The sequence below is a fragment of the Rhizobium sp. 01T417 genome, assembly GCF_056398905.1.
This window is the reverse complement of the sequence record NZ_JBFTQH010000046.1, coordinates 17,030-35,223: the sequence shown is the minus strand read 5'-3', so window position 1 is coordinate 35,223 and position 18,194 is coordinate 17,030. Positions and strand designations below refer to the sequence as shown.

The window sequence follows — 18,194 nt, the reverse complement described above, 5'->3', positions numbered from 1 at the left end:
ACCGGGTACTTTCTTGCGACGCTTGGAGTTCGGCTCGAAGACGCGGCGTCGTGCGGGCGCTGCCGTGAAGAATACTTCCCATAATGCATCCTCTTCCTGACGACTCAGGTTCAATGATGCACCATCACACTCAGGGACTACACACCTAGTCCGCTGGCCGTATTGTTGAATTTTGTGCATCCGCCGGCGTCGCCTTCTCAAGTAGAGATCGCGCCAGTGCATAGGCGATAGCAAAGGTCACACCACCGCCGACAAGATCGACCAGATGATGCCCTCCGTGTACGAGAATTGCGGGCATCATCAGCGCATTCAGGATGGCCGCTGGAACGAAGACGAACCGGATACGGGCAAGGAAGCAGACCGACATGCACGCCATGACCATGTGGAAGGAAGGGAATGCGATCAGGCCGAGCACATTGGCTGGCGTCAGATGAGTGCTTCCTTCGCGCAACACGCGGCCGAGTTCCGTTCCATAGGCGGGACTAACAGCCAGCGGCATTGCCTCGAGGACCTGCCGAGGGAGCCGCTGGAATGCAGAGGGACCGATCGACGGCAAGAAAAACCAGAACATGATTGCCAGCAGCGCCCCGATAACTCCCGTCAGCAGAAAATGCTGCAGTCTCGTTGTTCTTCCAGAAAAACCAAGAACCAGGATCACGCCTAACAGCTGCATCAGCGAACTCGTGTAGACCGCGTACAACACGAGACCAACCAACGGATGGCGCGCAGCCCATTCGACGATAGCGGGCCAGGAATACCCAAGCATGCCGTCGATCTGCGTTAGCGTGCCGTCAATCTGCGCGAAGTAGGAAGGCAACAACAGATAGTTGAAGATAGAACCGGCAATCGTGAAGAGCACGAAGAGACCCGCAGCGGTCGCCGCTGCCGCGATCCGGTCATTGTGGCGGACACGCCGATAAAATTGGCCAAGGGCAACCAGGAACGCGCCGCAAGCAATGAGGCTCGCATATCCTACAAAGTCTATTCCAACGCCCTTCAACAACAACAGGCAGGCATCAAGAAGTGCCAAGGTCGTGATGATGAAAACAATGAAACGTTCAGCCGGCAGAAACACCATCGTAAGGCTCCTTGCTGGAGCCGATATAAAGCCGGTTCACTTAAGAATCGTCTAAGCAACCGCTAGTGCGAAAAAGAAAAGGCGGCCTTCGGCCGCCTTTTGCTCAGTTTACTTCTTCGGAACCCTCGGAACCGCACTTCCCTTCTTGGGCAAGCTCTTGGTTACCGGTTCGGCTGCTGCCTTCGCCTTCTTGGCCGTTGCCTTTTTCGGGCGGGCCTTCGTCTTCAACTCGCCGTCATCCTCATCATCGGCCTCGGAATGGACGACTTCGGCTTCCGGCTTCGGCTTGATCGGGGCGCTGTCCGACACAGCTTCGAGGATGATGCCGGGCTTGCCATCTTCCTTCGGACCGACCGTGACGTTGACGACGCCGCCCTTGCGCAGCTTGCCGAAGAGGATCTCGTTGGCAAGCGGCTTCTTGATGACGTCCTGGATGACGCGGGCAAGCGGGCGAGCACCCATCTTGTCGTCGTAACCCTTCTCGGCCAGCCAGGCGATGGCGTCCTTGTGCAGATCGAAGGTGACGTTCCGTTCGGAAAGCTGTGCTTCGAGCTGCATGATGAACTTCTGCACGACCTTGTAGATGACTTCCGTCGGCAGCGCCGCGAACGGGATGATCGCGTCGAGGCGGTTGCGGAACTCGGGCGTGAACAGGCGGGTCAGCGCCTCTTCGTCTTCGCCTGTCCGCTTGGACGAGCCGAAGCCAATCGCGGCCTTGGCCATCTCCGATGCGCCCGCGTTGGTCGTCATGATCAGGATGACGTTGCGGAAGTCGATCTTCTTGCCGTTGTGGTCCGTCAGCGCGCCGTGGTCCATCACCTGCAACAGGATGTTGTAGATGTCGGGATGCGCCTTCTCGATCTCATCGAGCAGCACAACGCAATGCGGATGCTGGTCAACGCCATCGGTCAGGAGACCGCCCTGGTCGAAGCCGACATAGCCGGGAGGTGCACCGAGCAGGCGCGATACCGTGTGCCGCTCCATGTACTCGGACATGTCGAAGCGCAGAAGCTCAACACCCAAAGACGACGCCAGCTGCTTTGCAACCTCGGTCTTGCCGACGCCTGTCGGGCCGGAAAAGACGTAGGAGCCAATCGGCTTGTTCGGTTCACGCAGGCCCGCGCGGGCGAGCTTGATCGACGTCGACAACGCTTCGATCGCATTGTCCTGGCCGTAGACGACCGAGCGCAGTTCCTGCTCGAGATTGGCAAGAACGGCTTCGTCGTCCTTCGACACCGTCTTCGGCGGGATGCGCGCCATCGTCGCGACCGTCGCTTCGATCTCCTTCTCGGTGATCAGCTTGCGGCGCTTGGACGGCGGCAGCAGCATCTGAGCAGCACCAGTCTCATCGATCACATCGATTGCCTTGTCAGGCAGCTTGCGGTCCGAAATGTAACGGGCGGACAGCTCGACGGCGGTCTTGATCGCTTCGTTCGAATAACGCAGGTGATGATATTCCTCGAAGTAAGGCTTCAGGCCCTTCATGATCTCGATCGCATCGTCGATCGACGGTTCATTGACGTCGATCTTCTGGAAACGACGAACCAGGGCACGGTCCTTCTCGAAAAACTGGCGGTATTCCTTATAGGTGGTCGAACCGATGCAGCGGATCGCGCCCGAGGACAGAGCCGGCTTCAACAGGTTCGATGCATCCATCGCGCCGCCCGACGTCGCACCCGCCCCGATGACGGTGTGGATCTCGTCGATGAACAGCACGGCGCCCGGATATTCTTCCAGTTCCTTGACGACCTGCTTCAGGCGCTCCTCGAAATCGCCGCGATAGCGTGTGCCGGCCAGCAGCGTGCCCATATCCAGCGAGAAGATGGTGGCATCAGCAAGCGCTTCCGGCACCTTGCCCTCGACGATGCGCTTGGCAAGGCCTTCGGCAATCGCCGTCTTGCCGACGCCGGGATCACCGACGTAGAGCGGGTTATTCTTCGAGCGACGGCACAGAACCTGGATGGTGCGGTTGACTTCAGCCTGGCGGCCGATCAGCGGATCGATCTTGCCGCTTTTGGCTTTCTCGTTGAGGTTCACGCAGTAGGCCTTCAGGGCGTCCTGCTGTTTCTTCGGACCGCCCTCCTCCTGATCACCGCTGTTGCGAGAAGCCGGCTTGCTCTCGGACTCGCCGTCGTCCGCGCCACGCGGCGGACGGGATTCGGACGAGCCCGGCCGCTTGCCGATCCCGTGCGAGATATAGTTGACGGCGTCGTAGCGGGTCATTTCCTGCTCCTGCAGGAAGTAGGCAGCATGGCTCTCGCGCTCGGCGAAAATGGCAACAAGGACGTTTGCCCCCGTAACCTCTTCGCGACCGGAAGACTGCACATGGATCACCGCTCGCTGGATGACACGCTGGAAGCCTGATGTCGGCTTGGAATCCTCGTCATAGCCAGTGACCAAATTGGAAAGTTCGTTATCGACATATTCAACAAGCGTTTTGCGCAGCGCGTCGAGGTCGACATTGCAAGCACCCATGACCGCGGCCGCATCGGCATCGTCGATCAGGGCGAGCAGCAGATGCTCGAGCGTGGCATATTCATGATGCCGCTCGTTGGCAAAGGTCAGTGCCTGATGGAGCGCCTTCTCAAGACTAGGCGAAAATGTTGGCACGTTCAGATCCTCACTTCTTTTCCATGACGCATTGCAGCGGATGCTGGTGCTGTCGGGCGAAGTCCATCACCTGGCTCACCTTCGTCTCCGCCACCTCGTATGTAAATATCCCGCATTCACCGACGCCGTGATTGTGGACGTGGAGCATGATGCGGGTGGCACTTTCACGATCCTTCTGAAAAAAACGCTCGAGGATATGAATGACAAATTCCATGGGTGTGTAATCGTCATTCAGGAGCAGCACGCGGTAGAGATTGGGCTTCTTGGTCTTTGGCTTCGTGCGCGTGATGACCGAGGTTCCGCGATTTCCGTTGTCCCCGTTCCTTTCGCTGTCGTTTTGCATCCGGATCGGCTTGGCGATCATTTTCTATCATTCCTCGATCATTCCGGTGGGCCTGGGAGGCGTATTGCCCACCGAATATTCGAACTACTAACTTAGTCCATCCTTGCGCGATTTTAAGCCCCTCGTTTCACACTGCAATCACATTTCGGCCGGTGCCGACGCAAAGACACAGAAACTGGCGAAAGCAGATGACGGACGTCGCGAAAAAAGAAAAGACCGGCCGCAGATGCGTAGCCGGTCCTCGATTTTCAAGGGCTATGCGGCGATTGCCGCCTATCGTTATGCCGCTGCGGGCGTGACAACTGTGGCTGCTTTCGTCGCCTTTGCGGTCGCTGCAGCAACAGGCGCTTCGTATGGTTTGTAAGCGCTTTTGGCGAGATCGGAATACATTTCGCCGAGCTTGGTCGCCTCGCTCACGAAGTTCTCGTATGCGCTTTTCACATAGTTGGTCTGCAACTCGAAGGCAGCTTCAAAGCTGCGCGCTCCGGAAAGACTTTCAAAATGTGTGACCGTGTCCTGAAAGGACTTCTTGGAATACTCCACGGCTTCAGCGGCAATCGCCTGGAAGCCCTTGGCTGTGTCCGAATAGCTTTTCAGCATGGTATCCATGGCTTCCTTGCTCTTCCGGTTGGCGTCATCGAAATTCAACATGACCATCATCCTCCTTGGCCTTTGCAAGCAGGATGAAGCGTAGCTGCAACGCACAAATAGTCAAGCACGATTGTGCATTGCAAAACAACCCTCACTTGCATCCACCCTGTTTTCTTCGGGCAAGACACAACGACACCATCTCCAATAGTTGATTTTGCTAAAATATATCAGGAGCGCCGCAACCAAGAGCTTTCGAAGAATTTCGGTGCGGCGCCGCCGGCATTGAGCCGTCAATCAAGGAGGTCTGCCGGAACTTTTCCGCCATTCTCGGCAAGCCGTTTCATCAATGCCTTGTGCAGGAACATGTTCATGGTGGCGGTGTCGTGCGGATCGCCGGTAAAGCCAAGCTCTGCCRCAAGTTCCTTGCGCTCCGCAAGGCTCGCGTCCATACCGACAGCCTTCATAAGATCGACGATCGAACGGCGCCAATCCAGCTTCTGTCCGCTCTTCTTCACAGCGGCATCGAGCAGCGGCACGATATCGATCGCAGCTGCGGCGGGCGACGCGGTGGCCGGAGTCGGCTGCGATGGGGCTGCGGGCGCGGCGCTTGGCGCTGCTGCGGTCGGCGGTGGCGTGGGTGTCGCGGACGGTGTGACCGGAGCGGCCACGGCTTCACCAAAAATCGCGTGCTTGATCTTGTCGAAAATACCCATTCTCAGCATCCCTCCTTAGCGCCAGAGCACATGCTCAGAAGAGGAGATGGAGCATTCGACGGAGTGGTCCAGAGAAGGCAGCCTATTTTTCCGCTAAAGATTGCCCTGCGAAAAGAAACAATCGGAGGTTTGCGGGATCAAGGCCTGAGCCGCGCTGCAGATCGATCAAGCGACTTGCCTTGAGAAGCCAGCCGCTCGCGGGCGCGACATGGCAGACGGGCGGCGAGGCCGCCCGTCAATCACAAATCAAAGATCAACGTCGAGGATTGCCATCGAGAAATTATAGGAGCGGTCGCCGTCCTCGTCATCGATATAGACGACACCCAGAAATTCTTCGCCGAGATAGACTTCCGCGGAATCGTTCTTTCGCGGGCGTGCCTTGACGATCACCTGCGGGTTGAACGTGCGCTTGAAATAGGCGTCGAGCTTCTTGATTTCTTCGGGCTTCACACTGCATCTCCTGAGCGGTCTCGGTTGGCCGCTTCTTGCATGGGAAAGACGGCGCTGTAAAGGCGCGGGGACAGACGCGCGAACGCTATCCCCGCCGATATGTCGTACTGTTAAGACGGTAAGCGGCTCAGATATCCGCGCCGATCACCTGATCCATTATTCGCGACGGTTCCGAACACCCGGCTTCTCCGACCACTTTGGCCGGCACGCCCGCCACAGTCGTCTTCGGCGGTACCGCCTTCAGCACGACAGAGCCAGCGGCAATGCGCGAGCAATAGCCAACCTCGATGTTGCCAAGAATCTTGGCGCCGGCGCCGATCAGGACACCGCTGCCGATCTTCGGATGCCGATCCGAGCCTTCCTTGCCGGTGCCGCCAAGGGTGACACCATGCAGGATCGACACGTTGTCGCCGATCACAGCGGTTTCGCCGACGACCAACCCGGTGGCATGGTCAAGGAAAATGCCCCTGCCGATACGCGCTGCGGGATTGATGTCGGTCTGGAACACGCTCGAGGATCTGCTCTGCAGATAGAGCGCCAGATCGCGGCGGCCGCGGTTCAGCAACCAATGCGCCAGGCGGTGCGTCTGCAGCGCGTGGAATCCCTTGAAATAGAGCACGGCTTCCATGAAACGCAGGCATGCGGGGTCGCGGTCGTAGATCGCCTGAATGTCGACCCGCAGGATCGCGCTCCACTCCGGCCAATCCTCCAGCATCTGATCGAAGGTCTGGCGCAGCAGGATCGCTTGCATGTCCGGATGATCGAGACGTTCACAGATGCGGTAGATCACGCACTCTTCGAGCGACCGATAATTCAGCACGGTCGAATAGAGAAATGCGGCCAGCACCGGATCGTTTTCCGCGGCAATACGCGCTTCCTCGCGCAGGCTGTCCCAGATCGGATCCATCACCTTGAGAGGATTGCCAGTCTCAAGAGAGCGAATGTCTGTCTTTGCGACCATGAAAGGTCTCCTCGTATGCGTAGGCTCGGCTCTATATAGGGCAAAAACCTGTTAACATAAATGGGTACTTGGGGAATCCTTTGTCCCGCAGCACCGGCATGGAGGCAAGTCACTATCCGGCGACTTTGGCATAAAACTCCAGCACCGCCTTCTTAAAAACGCGGTCTCCGACGGCCAGCATGTGATCGCGGCCGGGAATATCAAGCGCCTGGGCATGCGGCATCAGCGCAGCCAGTTCCTGGGCTGAACCTGCAATGTCGTCCTTCGTTCCAACGCCGATCAACGTCGGCGCCTCGATTTTCGCCATGTCGGAGCGTGCCACGAGGTCGCGAGATCCCTTGATACAGGCGGCGAGTGCGTCACGGTCACTCTTCGTCTGGTCGGCGAAGGCCCGGAACATGCGTCCGCGATCATGAAAGACATCGTCGAGCGACGGAGCCAGCAAGGCATCAGCAATCGGATCCCAATCGCCGACACCATCCGTCATGCCGATCCCAAGACCGCCGAGGACCAGCGAGCGGACCCGGTCGGGGTGGGCAAGTGCCGCAAAAACGGAAATGCGGGCTCCCATCGAGTAGCCCATCAGGTTGGCTTCCGGAATCCCAAGGTGATCAAGGAGCGCAATCGCATCGCTTGCCATATGCCAGGGACGGTAGGCCTCGGCATCCCTTGGCTTGTCGCTTGCACCGTGTCCGCGGTTGTCGATAGCTATGACTCGGTAGCCCTCGTCGCCCAGGGTCTTCAGCCAGCCGGGATTAACCCAGTTGACGTTGGCGCTGGAAGCGAAACCGTGGATCAACAGCACGGGAGCGCCGCCCGGATCGCCTTCATCGAAGAAGGCAAGCTTCAGCCCATCATGTGTCAAGCTGGAAAAAGCGGGCGTATTCAAGTTCATCGGACTGTCCTTTTTGCCGGACCATATTTTATAGGCCAGAGAACTGAAACCCTCGCAGGTGCAAAAACTGTGCGTCCGAGCGCTCTTTGGCTCTACACATTTGCGGTGAAGGACTATAAGGTCCGCGCACGTTACAAAGCATTCGGAGACAGACATGGCCGGCCACAACATTCCCCACTTCCAGAACGACGGCGGACACCGCGTTATCGAAGTCGGCGTGAAAGAGTTCATGTGCACCGGTGCCTCCGTTCCGTTCGATCATCCCCACATCTTCATCGACATGGGCGATGAGAACGAGAAGGTCTGCTCCTACTGCTCGACCCTCTACCGTTTCAATGGTGCGCTGAAGGCAACCCAGACCAATCCGGCTGGCTGCGTCTTCCACGTCAAGGCCGCCTGACACCCATTTCGAGATCGGAAAGCCTATGCCGGCTAAACATGCCGCCATCGTTGGCGCGGGCATAGCGGGCCTTACAGCTGCACTTGCTTTGGCACGGCGCGGCATCAGTTCCGAGATTTTCGAGCAGGCGCCGGAACTGACCGAGGTCGGCGCCGGTCTGCAGATTTCACCCAATGCGTCACGCATTCTGGCCGAGTTGGGAGTACTCGCGCGCCTGACCGACGCCTGGCTCGAGCCGGACTCCATCCAGCTGATATCCGGAACCTCACTGCGCCGGCTGGCAGCCGTTCCCGCCGGGAGCTTTGCACGCGCCCGCTGGGGTGCTCCCTACGGCGTCCTGCATCGCTCCACGCTGCAGCAAACCCTGCTCGACGCCGTCGCCAACGAGCCGCTCTGCCAGATACATCTAGGCGCGCAGATCAAGGGCCGGCCATTGTCAGACCGCCAAGCAGACCTTCTGATTGGCGCCGACGGCGTCTGGTCGCAGGTTCGGGAAAGCATCGAAGGCAGCCCCTCGCCGCGGTTCTCCGGCAACATCGCCTACCGTTTCACCGTTGACGCCGCAAATGCGCCCGCCTTTCTTGAACGGACGAGCGTCTCAGCCATCCTTGGTCCCTCAGCGCATCTCGTCTGTTATCCGCTCAGGGAAGCCAACCGTTTCAATATGGTGGCGATCACCGCCGGCAATGCCGCATCGCACGACTGGACCAACCAGCCGACGGAAGCCCAGCGTCAGCAACTGCTGTCGCGTTTTTCTCGGTGGCATCCTGCGATCGTCGAACTATTCGCCAAGACAGGCGACGTCACCTTCTGGCCCTTGTACGAAACGACGAACGGGCGTTGGCACGACGGCCACAACTGCGTCCTCATCGGCGACGCCGCACACGCAATGATGCCTTTCGCGGCGCAGGGTGCCGCAATGGCAATCGAAGACGCTTATGAGCTTGCGCTGTTCGCCCCGTCGCATCCCGTCGCCGAAGCCCTGCGGTTGTTCGAAGCGCATCGCACGCCGCGGATTGCGCGGCTGCGCCAGCGCGGTGCATTCAACCAGTTTGCCTATCACGCCCGCGGACCGATGCGCATCGGCCGGGACATCGTTCTGGCGCTGCGGCCGCCGCAAAGTCTCGCGGCGGATCTCGACTGGATTTACGGCTACCGCGCCGGCACTTGATCAGACGGCTTTTGCCGCGGCGAAACCGCGCTCGATATCGGCCTTGATATCGACGACATCCTCAAGCCCGATCTGCAGACGGATGACCGGCCCCTCGGCGGGCGCCTTGCAGATACGGCGATCGCTCAGGTTGACGTGAAGCGCGAGGCTCTCGAACCCGCCCCATGACCAACCCAGGCCGAAGATTTGCAGCGCGTCGAGGAAGGCGTGCGCCTTGGCCTTGAATTTTTCCGGCGCGTCCACGGCAAGCACGAAAGAGAAGATGCCGCTCGCGCCCTTGAAATCGCGCTTCCACAATTCGTGCGATGGGAAGCTCGGCAGCGCCGGATGCAGCACCTTGGCGACGTCCTCCCTGCCCTCCAGCCATTTGGCGATCGTGAGCGCACTTTCATAGTGTCGCTCCAGGCGCACGCCCATGGTCCGCAATCCACGCAGGATCTGATAGGCGTCGTCAGGCGCTCCGCAAATGCCGAGCGTAATGTTCGCTTCGTGCAGCTGCGGCCAGTAATTGGCGTTTGCCGAGACTGTTCCCATCAGGATGTCCGAGTGCCCGGACGGGTATTTGGTGGCGGCGTGAATCGAGACATCGACACCGAAGTCGAGCGGCCTGAAATAAACAGGCGTCGCCCAGGTGTTATCCATCGTTACCACGGCCCCCTGCTTGTGGGCGACCGCGGCAATCGCCGGAATGTCCTGCATTTCGAAGGTATTCGAGCCAGGCGCTTCCGTATGAACGAGCTTGGTGTTCGGCTTGATCAGCGCTTCGATGCCCGCACCGACCAGCGGATCGTAATAGTCTACTTCTACACCGAGACGCTTCAGCATCGTGTCGCAGAAATGACGGGTCGGTCCATAGACCGAATCGACGATCAACGCATGGTCACCGGCCGACAGGAACGCCAGGAACGGGACGGTAACAGCTGCAAGGCCCGAGGGCACGAGGATAGTCCCAGCGGACCCTTCCAGCGCATCGATCGCATCGCAAAGCGCATCCGTCGTCGGGGTACCGCGCGTTGCATACGTATACTTCTGTCCACGTGTCTCCATCGTCCTCGCATTTGGAAAGAGGACCGTGGAGGCATGGACAACGGGCGGATTGACGAAACCGTGGTATTCGGCCGGATCGTTGCCGAGGTGGGAAAGGCGCGTGTTGATGCCGGCGTTCTGAAGCAGGCCTTCTTTATCTATCATATCGGAAATGCCTTTGGCGGTGGGATGCAGCCAAACTCTTGGACCGCGTAAAACGATCGGTCAACCCCGTAGCCCGGACTCGCACAGCATCCCTGCCATGCAAATTCCTCAGATATATCAGCGGTTTTGCGCGGTTTTTTTGGCAAGATGCTGCCATTTCGATAGCCATCTGCGCATTTTATGCGCCTCAATTAGTGAATTGCCGAAATATCACGCAATCTTTCATCGCGACACTTGACCATAGTGACATTTGCGACTGTGATAGCACCAACTCGCGCCGGGAGGGTGTCGGGTCATCTGGGAGGTTTGCCTGCTTCGCGAGCGCTCCCACAGAAAGATAAGACAAAGGAAAAGGTTGGGAAAAATGAAGATTAAGCTTCTGTCGGTCGCCATCGGCGCAGCAGTTTTCGGAGTTGGCGCTTCTGCAGCTTCTGCCACCACGCTCGAAGACGTGAAGGCAAAGGGTTTCATTCAGTGCGGCGTCAACACCGGCCTTCTCGGTTTCGCGCAACCTGACGCTTCCGGCAACTGGGCCGGCTTCGACGTCGACTTCTGCAAGGCAGTTGCTTCGGCTGTCTTCGGCGACCCGGCCAAGGTGAAGTACACGCCGCTGTCGGCCAAGGACCGTTTCCCGGCGCTGAAGTCGGGCGAAGTCGACCTTCTGTCGCGTAACACCACCTGGACGATCAACCGCGACACCGCGCAAGGCTTCAACTTCCGCCCGATCACCTACTACGACGGCCAAGGCTTCATGGTCCGCAAGAGCCTGAACGTGAAGTCGGCACTTGAGCTGTCCGGTGCGGCCATCTGCGTCCAGTCCGGCACGACGACGGAACTGAACCTTGCCGACTATTTCAAGTCCAACAACCTCCAGTACAATCCGGTCGTTTTCGAGAAGCTTGAAGAGGTCAACGCGGCCTATGACGCTGGTCGCTGCGACGTCTACACGACTGACCAGTCCGGCCTCTACTCGCTGCGTCTGACGCTGAAGAACCCAGACGAGCACATGATCCTTCCGGAAATCATCTCGAAGGAGCCGCTCGCCCCGGCCGTTCGTCAGGGTGACGATCAGTGGTTCGACATCGTGTCGTGGACGGCCTATGCCCTCATCAATGCCGAAGAGTTCGGCATCACCCAGGCGAACGTCGATGAAATGAAGAACTCGGCCAATCCTGACATCAAGCGCTTCCTCGGCACGGAAACCGATACCAAGATCGGCACCGACCTCGGGCTCACCAATGAATGGGCTTATAACATCATCAAGGGCGTCGGAAACTACGGCGAAGTCTTCGAGCGCAACGTCGGCAAAGGCAGCCCGCTCAAGATCGAGCGTGGTCTGAACGCGCTGTGGAACAAGGGCGGCATCCAGTACGCTCCGCCGGTCCGCTAAGCGGCTGGTCAAGACTTGGGAAGGCGGTCAGCCGCCTTCCCTATATAAAGAGAAAAGCCCGAAAACGGGCTCATAGGGGATAAGACTCGGCATGACGCAAGAGGCTATGCACACGTCACATGTGCAAAGCACTGGCTGGAGTTTCCGGTCGGTGGCTTACGACCCGAGGATTCGGGGCATTTTCTTCCAAGTTCTGACCGTCGCGCTCATCGTCGGCTTCGTGTGGTGGATTGCCCATAACACGGCTCAAAACCTCGCCCGCGCCGGCACGGCCTCCGGCTTCGGGTTTCTGAGCGGGCGCGCCGGCTTCGACATCGGCCAGTCGCTGATCGAATATTCGAGCGATGCGACGTATCGCCGAGCCCTTGTGGTCGGATTTTTGAATACAATCCTCGTCGCGGTCACCGGCATCATTACGGCCACGATCATTGGCTTCGTCGTCGGCATCGGGCGCCTGTCGCACAACTGGCTGATCGCCAAGCTCTGCACGGTGTATGTCGAGGTATTTCGCAACATCCCGCCGCTGCTCGTCATCTTCTTCTGGTATCAGGGCGTTCTCGCTGTTCTGCCAGGCGCGCGAGAGTCGCTGCACCTGCCACTGAACATGTTTCTCAACAATCGCGGGCTCGCCTTCCCGAAGCCGATCTTCGGTGAAGGCATGTGGGCGGTTGGCGTGGCATTTCTGGTTGGTATCGTGGCAGCCGCAATAATCGCGCGCTGGGCGCATAGACGTCAGGCCGCAACCGGTAAGCAATTCCACACGATCTGGGCTTCCATCGGGCTGATTGTCGGCCTGCCCGGTCTGGTGTTCCTGCTGTCCGGCCTGCCGCTTTCGTTCGATGTGCCAGTTGCTGGCAAGTTCAATCTCACCGGCGGCTCCGTCATCGGCCCGGAATTCATGTCGTTGTTCCTGGCACTGTCCTTCTATACGGCGGCATTTATTGCCGAAATCGTCCGCGCCGGCATTCGCGGTGTGCCGAAGGGCCAGTCCGAGGCCGCCGGCGCACTGGGCCTGCATCCATCAAGTATCACGCGCCTCGTGGTGGTTCCGCAGGCTTTGCGCATCATCATTCCGCCACTCACCAGCCAGTACCTGAATCTGACGAAGAACTCGTCGCTCGCGATCGCCATTGGCTTTTCGGATCTCGTCGCCGTCGGCGGTACGATCCTGAACCAGACCGGACAGGCCATTGAAGTCGTGTTCATCTGGGCGGTCGTCTATCTCGCCATCAGCATCCTCACATCGCTGTTCATGAACTGGTTCAACGCCAAGATGGCCTTGGTGGAGAGATAAGATGTCGACATCCAACCAAGCGTTCGTCCGAACGAATTTCATCGATGCCGAACCCGCGCCGCGTAGCGAAAGCGGGCCTCTGGCCTGGATCCGCAAGAACCTGCTGGCTACGCCGAAAGACGTCGTCCTGACGGCTCTGGCCGTTGCCTTGCTCGCATGGGCATTGCCGCACGTCATCAACTGGCTATTCATCCAGGCCGTCTGGACCGGAACGGACCGCACCTTCTGTGCAACCACCGTTCAGGGCGGCACGCAACCCGACGGCTGGAGCGGCGCCTGCTGGGCGTTCGTCAATGCGAAGTTCGACCAGTTCGTCTTCGGTCGATATCCACTGGACGAACGCTGGCGTCCGACAATCGTCGGGATCCTGTTTGTGCTGCTGCTCGTGCCTATGCTGATCCCCAAGGCACCATTCAAGCGCACCAACGCCATTCTGCTGTTTGCCGTCTTGCCGCTTCTTGCCTTCTGGCTGCTTTATGGCGGCTTCGGGCTCGAAATGGTGGATACGCCGCTCTGGGGCGGCCTGATGGTGACGTTGGTGCTCTCCTTCGTCGGCATCGCCGTGTCGCTGCCATTCGGCATCATCCTGGCACTCGGACGCCGCTCGAAGATGCCTGTCATCAAGATGGTCTGCGTCGGCTTCATCGAGATCATTCGCGGCATACCGCTGATCACCGTGCTGTTCATGGCGAGCGTGTTGCTTCCGCTGTTCCTGCCCACAGGCTTTACGATCGACAAGCTGCTCCGCGCCTTGATCGGTGTGGCGATCTTCGCCTCCGCCTACATGGCCGAGGTTATCCGTGGCGGCCTGCAGGCGATCCCGAAGGGCCAGTCCGAAGGGGCCGACTCGCTCGGGCTCGGCTACTGGCAGAAAATGCGGCTGATCATCCTGCCGCAGGCGATCAAGCTGGTCATCCCGGGCATCGTCAATACATTCATCGGCATGTTCAAGGACACATCGCTGGTGTCGATCATCGGCATGTTCGACCTGCTCGGTATCGTCCGTTTCAACTTCACGGACGCCAACTGGGCGAGCGCGGTGACACCCTTGACAGGCCTGATTTTCGCTGGCTTCGTCTTTTGGCTGTTCTGCTTCGGCATGTCGCGCTATTCAGGCTTCATGGAACGCTATCTCGATACCGGCCACAAACGATAAAAGATAAGGGAACGAACACATGGCTGAGGCTCAACCAAAGAAGATGACCGTTTCGGCAACCGACGTTGCCGTCGACATCATCGGCATGAACAAGTGGTACGGTGATTTTCACGTTCTGCGCGACATCAATCTGAAAGTTATGCGTGGCGAGCGCATCGTCATCGCCGGCCCGTCGGGTTCCGGCAAGTCGACGATGATCCGCTGCATCAACCGTCTGGAAGAACACCAGAAGGGCCAGATCATCGTCGATGGCGTCGAACTCACCAACGACCTCAAGAAGATCGACGAAGTGCGCCGCGAAGTCGGCATGGTCTTCCAGCACTTCAACCTCTTCCCGCACCTGACGATCCTGGAAAACTGCACGCTGGCGCCGATCTGGGTGCGCAAGATGCCGAAGAAGCAGGCGGAAGAAGTCGCCATGCACTTCCTGAAGCGCGTCAAGATCCCGGAACAGGCCAACAAGTATCCGGGCCAGCTCTCGGGCGGTCAGCAGCAGCGTGTGGCAATCGCCCGCTCGCTCTGCATGAACCCGAAGATCATGCTCTTCGATGAACCGACCTCGGCGCTCGACCCAGAAATGATCAAGGAAGTTCTGGAGACCATGGTCGGGCTTGCGGAAGAAGGCATGACGATGCTCTGCGTGACGCACGAAATGGGCTTTGCGCGTCAGGTCGCCAACCGCGTCATCTTCATGGACCAGGGGCAGATCGTCGAGCAGAATTCGCCGGCCGAGTTCTTCGACAATCCGCAGCACGAACGCACCAAGCTGTTCCTCAGCCAGATCCTGCACTAGGTCGATTGGCGAACAACAAATTCAAGGCCGTCGGATTTTTCCGGCGGCCTTTTCGTTTCGGGGCACTTCTGGCGGTTCACACGCGGCGCCATAACATCACAAACAAAAGGCCCCGATGACGGGGCCTTCCGAGGCGAGCCTGAGAGCGATCAGGTCTTCAGCTTGGCATTGCAGAGGCTGTAGAAGCCGCCGCCCTTCTGGATCCACTTCAGGCCATTGAGCGTGTTCGCATCCTTGTTCTGATGGTAGGCGTCGACGCAGGTATGCATCCGGCCCTTTCCGGGCGTTTCCTTGGCGTATTTCGGTGAAATTGCTGTCGGGAACGACACGCCCTTGGGCGCCGTCATCGTCGGCTTGTCCGGTTCTTCGCCACTGTTGAGGGTGACATCGGGTTCGGCCGTCGCATCCGGACCGCACTGCGCCTTGCGGAAATCGTTCCACTTCATGTTCTTCGCAGAGCCGTCAGCCTGGGCCGATTTATACTTCGCGCTGCATTCCTTCATGGTCAGCGCCGAGGACGGCGTAGCAAACGCCAACGCCCCGAGCAGGGAAACGGATGCAAGAATAGTCAACTGCTTGATCATGATCTTTCCTCCAGGCCTCCAGGGGCAATCAAACTATCAGGCTGGCCAATTTTCTTGTCAACGCGACAATTGGCGCAACCAGTACGTTAGATTTGTTCCGGGCAACCGTCGAGCTCCACTGACGGGATAACATCCCCGCGATGCAGCAGGCGTTTGCTTAGCGGCAAAACGCCGACGGTGGTATAGTGCCGGCCGGGCTGGCTTTTCCTGCACTTCCGAGGGAGGAAGACATGCGCGAACCTGACATGCAGAAAGTAGATGCACTCGTCGGCAGGTTAATCGGCGATGTTGGCGCGGCCGTCTCCGGAGCGCTGGTGGTGCTGGGCGATGATCTCGGCCTGTTCAAGGCCATGGCCGACGGCAAGCCGCGCAACTCTTCCGAACTGTCGAAAAAAACAGGTATCAAGGAACGTTATATCAGGGAGTGGCTGTCCGCCCTCGCAGCTGCCGACTACGTCAGCTATGACGAGAAGAGCGATCGCTTTCATCTGACGCCAGAGCAGGCCATGGTCTTTGCCGAGGAGGACAGCCCAGCCTTCTTTGCTGGCGCCTTTCAGGTCGTGCAGGCCATGTGGACGGACGAACCGAAGGTGGCTGACGCCTTCCGGACCGGCAAGGGTGTGGGATGGCACGAACACAGCGCCTGCCTGTTCCGCGGCACGGAGCGTTTCTTCCGGACCGGCTACAACAACAATCTGGTTGCTGAGTGGATTCCGGCGCTCCAGGGCGTCGACGCCCGCCTCAAAGCCGGCGCCAAGGTCGCTGATGTCGGCTGCGGCCACGGCGCTTCGACGATCCTGATGGCTAAGGCCTATCCTGCCTCGACGTTCTTTGGCTTCGACTATCACGCCCCGTCGATCGAGCGGGCGAAGGCTGCCGCCAAGGAGGCCGGCGTCTCAGATCGCGTCACATTCCAACAGGCGCCCGCCGCCGGCTTTCCTGAGGGGAACTACGATCTCATCGCCATGTTCGACTGCCTCCACGACATGGGGGATCCGGTCGGTGCCGGCAAGCATGTCAAGGAATCGCTCTCGGCCGATGGAACCTGGATGGTCGTCGAGCCCTTCGCCCACGACTGCCTGAAGGACAATCTCAATCCGGTCGGCCGCGTCTACTACGGCGCGTCGACGATGATCTGCACGCCGGCGTCGCTCTCTCAGGAGGTCGGCCTCGGACTCGGCGCGCAGGCCGGGGAAACCAAGCTGCGTAAGGTCGCCCTCGATGCCGGCTTCAAGCATTTCCGCCGCGCCACGGAAACACCCTTCAACATGGTCTTCGAGGTGCGCGCCTGAGGCGAGGTGCGGCGCGCTTGGCCATGGCCCGCCGCGTCACCTGAAACTTTCCACATGCTGAGAAGAGCTTGTGAATATAGAAATAACGGCGAAATATCAAAAAGATAGACAGATTTTCCTAGGCGCCTGAGGTTCAAGGGAGAGAAAAAATCGCGCCATTGTGATTTTTTCTGGTTTTGCCGCTTGCGGGATTCAAAGTGCCTGACTATAAGGGCGCCACCACGAAGGAAGCGCCCTTCGTCTATCGGTTAGGACACCAGATTTTCATTCTGGGAAGAGGGGTTCGACTCCCCTAGGGCGTGCCATCGTTTTCCTTTAAAAGTCAGTTGTTTAGATACCCGCTTGCGAAAATTCGATAATTATTTCGAGTTTCGGGGGCAAGCGGATTATATGCTGCTTTTCGCAAAGCGAATGTCTGGGAATCAGCCACCTGCTATAGCTTGGGCTCGGACACCATATGGTTCGAGCCCTCCCCGCCATCTACCTAGCAGCAGAATGAGCAGCCCATGGGTCACCTAAAATGACGGCTGATCTTCTGCGGCGTTACGGCGAAGCGGCGCTCCGCAACGCAGAGGAACCTCTCGTCGAAGCATCGCTATTGCGTGACCCTGGCACATTGCGCGAGCCTACTTCTTGGCTGTCGCGCGCATCGAGGAAGCGGGCAAGACTACACGCATTTGATGCTCAGAACCGACACTTCTCTGATCACGCCGTCTGCAAAGGGCTGAAAACAGCGATGGAGAGTCACTCCCAGAAAATCAACTATGCATTGGTAGCGTGGACCCTGAGTGCTCCCGAGCCGCGTGATGCGCTGAAGATAGCGCTCGATCTGATTTTTCACATTAAGCGCGGGCGCGAGCCCTCGATGAGCGTCAGGTAAAGACGCACTCGATTTGGCCAAGCGGACCGAAGTCGGCTGCTGGCCTGCCCAAACCTGAAGAATTTTCGAGCACGAACCAGTTGCGACCACGTCGTTCGGCTCGAGCTGGCGGCCCTTTGCTGCAAGCTCAGCAGCGAGCCAGGCGACAGCGTTCAACGGATCACCCATGACTGACGTCGCCTTTCCCGAAAAAACGGTATGCTTGAACAGAAATGTCGTCACGTCGATCTTGGCGACCTCGTCAAGCGGTATGCCGGGAGCAGGATCGCCGCAGATCGTTGCGACATGCAGGCCAAAGTCGGCAATCGCGGCATAGTCGCCAATCAATGTCCGGCGAGTCCGGCGGCCGATGACGCCAATGGCCGGTCGACAGGCGAGGATAGCGTCGCGAGCCTTCACTGG

Annotated in this window: 18 protein-coding genes and 1 tRNA gene; 8 read left to right on the top strand and 11 right to left on the bottom strand. The window is 58.8% G+C overall.

Annotated elements, in window-relative coordinates:
- Positions 1-145: 145 nt before the first annotated feature.
- The 8 genes from AC1DPR_RS27855 to AC1DPR_RS27820 all read right to left on the bottom strand — a co-directional run bounded on the left by AC1DPR_RS27855 (position 146) and on the right by AC1DPR_RS27820 (position 7,641).
- The gene (locus tag AC1DPR_RS27855; RefSeq protein WP_477817631.1) at positions 146-1,078 is read right to left on the bottom strand and encodes a phosphatase PAP2 family protein; all 933 of its coding nucleotides are present in this window, start codon (positions 1,076-1,078) and stop codon (positions 146-148) included.
- Positions 1,079-1,186: 108 nt separating this feature from the next.
- Positions 1,187-3,688 (bottom strand): ATP-dependent Clp protease ATP-binding subunit ClpA, encoded by a 2,502-nt coding sequence (gene clpA / locus AC1DPR_RS27850; protein ID WP_018859929.1) that lies wholly within the window; start codon positions 3,686-3,688, stop codon positions 1,187-1,189.
- Between the two features lie 10 nt (positions 3,689-3,698).
- Complete coding sequence (gene clpS, locus AC1DPR_RS27845; protein ID WP_008526939.1) at positions 3,699-4,052, bottom strand: ATP-dependent Clp protease adapter ClpS; 354 nt, start codon at positions 4,050-4,052, stop codon at positions 3,699-3,701.
- A 258-nt stretch (positions 4,053-4,310) separates the two neighbouring features.
- Positions 4,311-4,682: a phasin family protein gene (locus tag AC1DPR_RS27840; protein WP_026372161.1), complete on the bottom strand. Its 372-nt coding sequence runs from the start codon at positions 4,680-4,682 to the stop codon at positions 4,311-4,313.
- Between the two features lie 230 nt (positions 4,683-4,912).
- The gene (locus AC1DPR_RS27835) at positions 4,913-5,335 is read right to left on the bottom strand and encodes a DUF3597 domain-containing protein (protein ID WP_477817630.1); all 423 of its coding nucleotides are present in this window, start codon (positions 5,333-5,335) and stop codon (positions 4,913-4,915) included.
- 246 nt (positions 5,336-5,581) lie between these two features.
- On the bottom strand, positions 5,582-5,785 hold the full coding sequence (locus AC1DPR_RS27830; RefSeq protein WP_007532353.1) for a DUF3126 family protein: 204 nt from the start codon (positions 5,783-5,785) through the stop codon (positions 5,582-5,584).
- A 127-nt stretch (positions 5,786-5,912) separates the two neighbouring features.
- Complete coding sequence (cysE, locus tag AC1DPR_RS27825; protein WP_018859932.1) at positions 5,913-6,746, bottom strand: serine O-acetyltransferase; 834 nt, start codon at positions 6,744-6,746, stop codon at positions 5,913-5,915.
- 112 nt (positions 6,747-6,858) lie between these two features.
- Positions 6,859-7,641 carry an alpha/beta fold hydrolase gene (locus AC1DPR_RS27820; protein ID WP_018859933.1) on the bottom strand — a complete coding sequence of 261 codons (783 nt, stop codon included), beginning with the start codon at positions 7,639-7,641 and terminating at the stop codon, positions 6,859-6,861.
- A 154-nt stretch (positions 7,642-7,795) separates the two neighbouring features.
- On the opposite strand from AC1DPR_RS27820, the gene AC1DPR_RS27815 reads away from it, so the two are divergent.
- Both AC1DPR_RS27815 and AC1DPR_RS27810 read left to right on the top strand, forming a co-directional pair.
- The gene (locus AC1DPR_RS27815; protein ID WP_018859934.1) at positions 7,796-8,041 is read left to right on the top strand and encodes a zinc-finger domain-containing protein; all 246 of its coding nucleotides are present in this window, start codon (positions 7,796-7,798) and stop codon (positions 8,039-8,041) included.
- Between the two features lie 25 nt (positions 8,042-8,066).
- On the top strand, positions 8,067-9,212 hold the full coding sequence (locus AC1DPR_RS27810; RefSeq protein WP_018859935.1) for an FAD-dependent monooxygenase: 1,146 nt from the start codon (positions 8,067-8,069) through the stop codon (positions 9,210-9,212).
- Here AC1DPR_RS27810 and AC1DPR_RS27805 read toward each other — a convergent pair whose 3' ends face one another.
- Positions 9,213-10,403 (bottom strand): cystathionine beta-lyase, encoded by a 1,191-nt coding sequence (locus AC1DPR_RS27805; protein ID WP_113472117.1) that lies wholly within the window; start codon positions 10,401-10,403, stop codon positions 9,213-9,215.
- Positions 10,404-10,767: 364 nt separating this feature from the next.
- Between AC1DPR_RS27805 and AC1DPR_RS27800 the strand changes: the two genes are divergently transcribed.
- The 4 genes from AC1DPR_RS27800 to AC1DPR_RS27785 all read left to right on the top strand — a co-directional run bounded on the left by AC1DPR_RS27800 (position 10,768) and on the right by AC1DPR_RS27785 (position 15,036).
- A complete protein-coding gene (locus tag AC1DPR_RS27800) occupies positions 10,768-11,793 on the top strand; it encodes an amino acid ABC transporter substrate-binding protein (RefSeq protein ID WP_018859938.1) in 1,026 nt (341 codons plus the stop codon).
- 91 nt (positions 11,794-11,884) lie between these two features.
- Positions 11,885-13,087 (top strand): amino acid ABC transporter permease, encoded by a 1,203-nt coding sequence (locus AC1DPR_RS27795; protein ID WP_026372163.1) that lies wholly within the window; start codon positions 11,885-11,887, stop codon positions 13,085-13,087.
- A 1-nt stretch (position 13,088) separates the two neighbouring features.
- Positions 13,089-14,243, top strand: coding sequence for an amino acid ABC transporter permease (locus AC1DPR_RS27790; protein ID WP_018859940.1), 1,155 nt, complete (start codon positions 13,089-13,091; stop codon positions 14,241-14,243).
- Positions 14,244-14,262: 19 nt separating this feature from the next.
- A complete protein-coding gene (locus tag AC1DPR_RS27785) occupies positions 14,263-15,036 on the top strand; it encodes an amino acid ABC transporter ATP-binding protein (RefSeq protein ID WP_018859941.1) in 774 nt (257 codons plus the stop codon).
- Between the two features lie 149 nt (positions 15,037-15,185).
- Here AC1DPR_RS27785 and AC1DPR_RS27780 read toward each other — a convergent pair whose 3' ends face one another.
- Positions 15,186-15,620 (bottom strand): hypothetical protein, encoded by a 435-nt coding sequence (locus AC1DPR_RS27780; RefSeq protein ID WP_018859943.1) that lies wholly within the window; start codon positions 15,618-15,620, stop codon positions 15,186-15,188.
- A 230-nt stretch (positions 15,621-15,850) separates the two neighbouring features.
- On the opposite strand from AC1DPR_RS27780, the gene AC1DPR_RS27775 reads away from it, so the two are divergent.
- Both AC1DPR_RS27775 and AC1DPR_RS27770 read left to right on the top strand, forming a co-directional pair.
- On the top strand, positions 15,851-16,912 hold the full coding sequence (locus AC1DPR_RS27775) for a class I SAM-dependent methyltransferase (protein ID WP_018859944.1): 1,062 nt from the start codon (positions 15,851-15,853) through the stop codon (positions 16,910-16,912).
- Between the two features lie 230 nt (positions 16,913-17,142).
- Positions 17,143-17,217 (top strand) — tRNA-Glu (locus AC1DPR_RS27770).
- Positions 17,218-17,579: 362 nt separating this feature from the next.
- Here AC1DPR_RS27770 and AC1DPR_RS27765 read toward each other — a convergent pair.
- Entirely contained in the window at positions 17,580-18,191 is a 612-nt protein-coding gene (locus AC1DPR_RS27765) for a hypothetical protein (RefSeq protein ID WP_477817629.1), read from the bottom strand.
- Between the last annotated feature and the right edge of the window lie 3 nt (positions 18,192-18,194).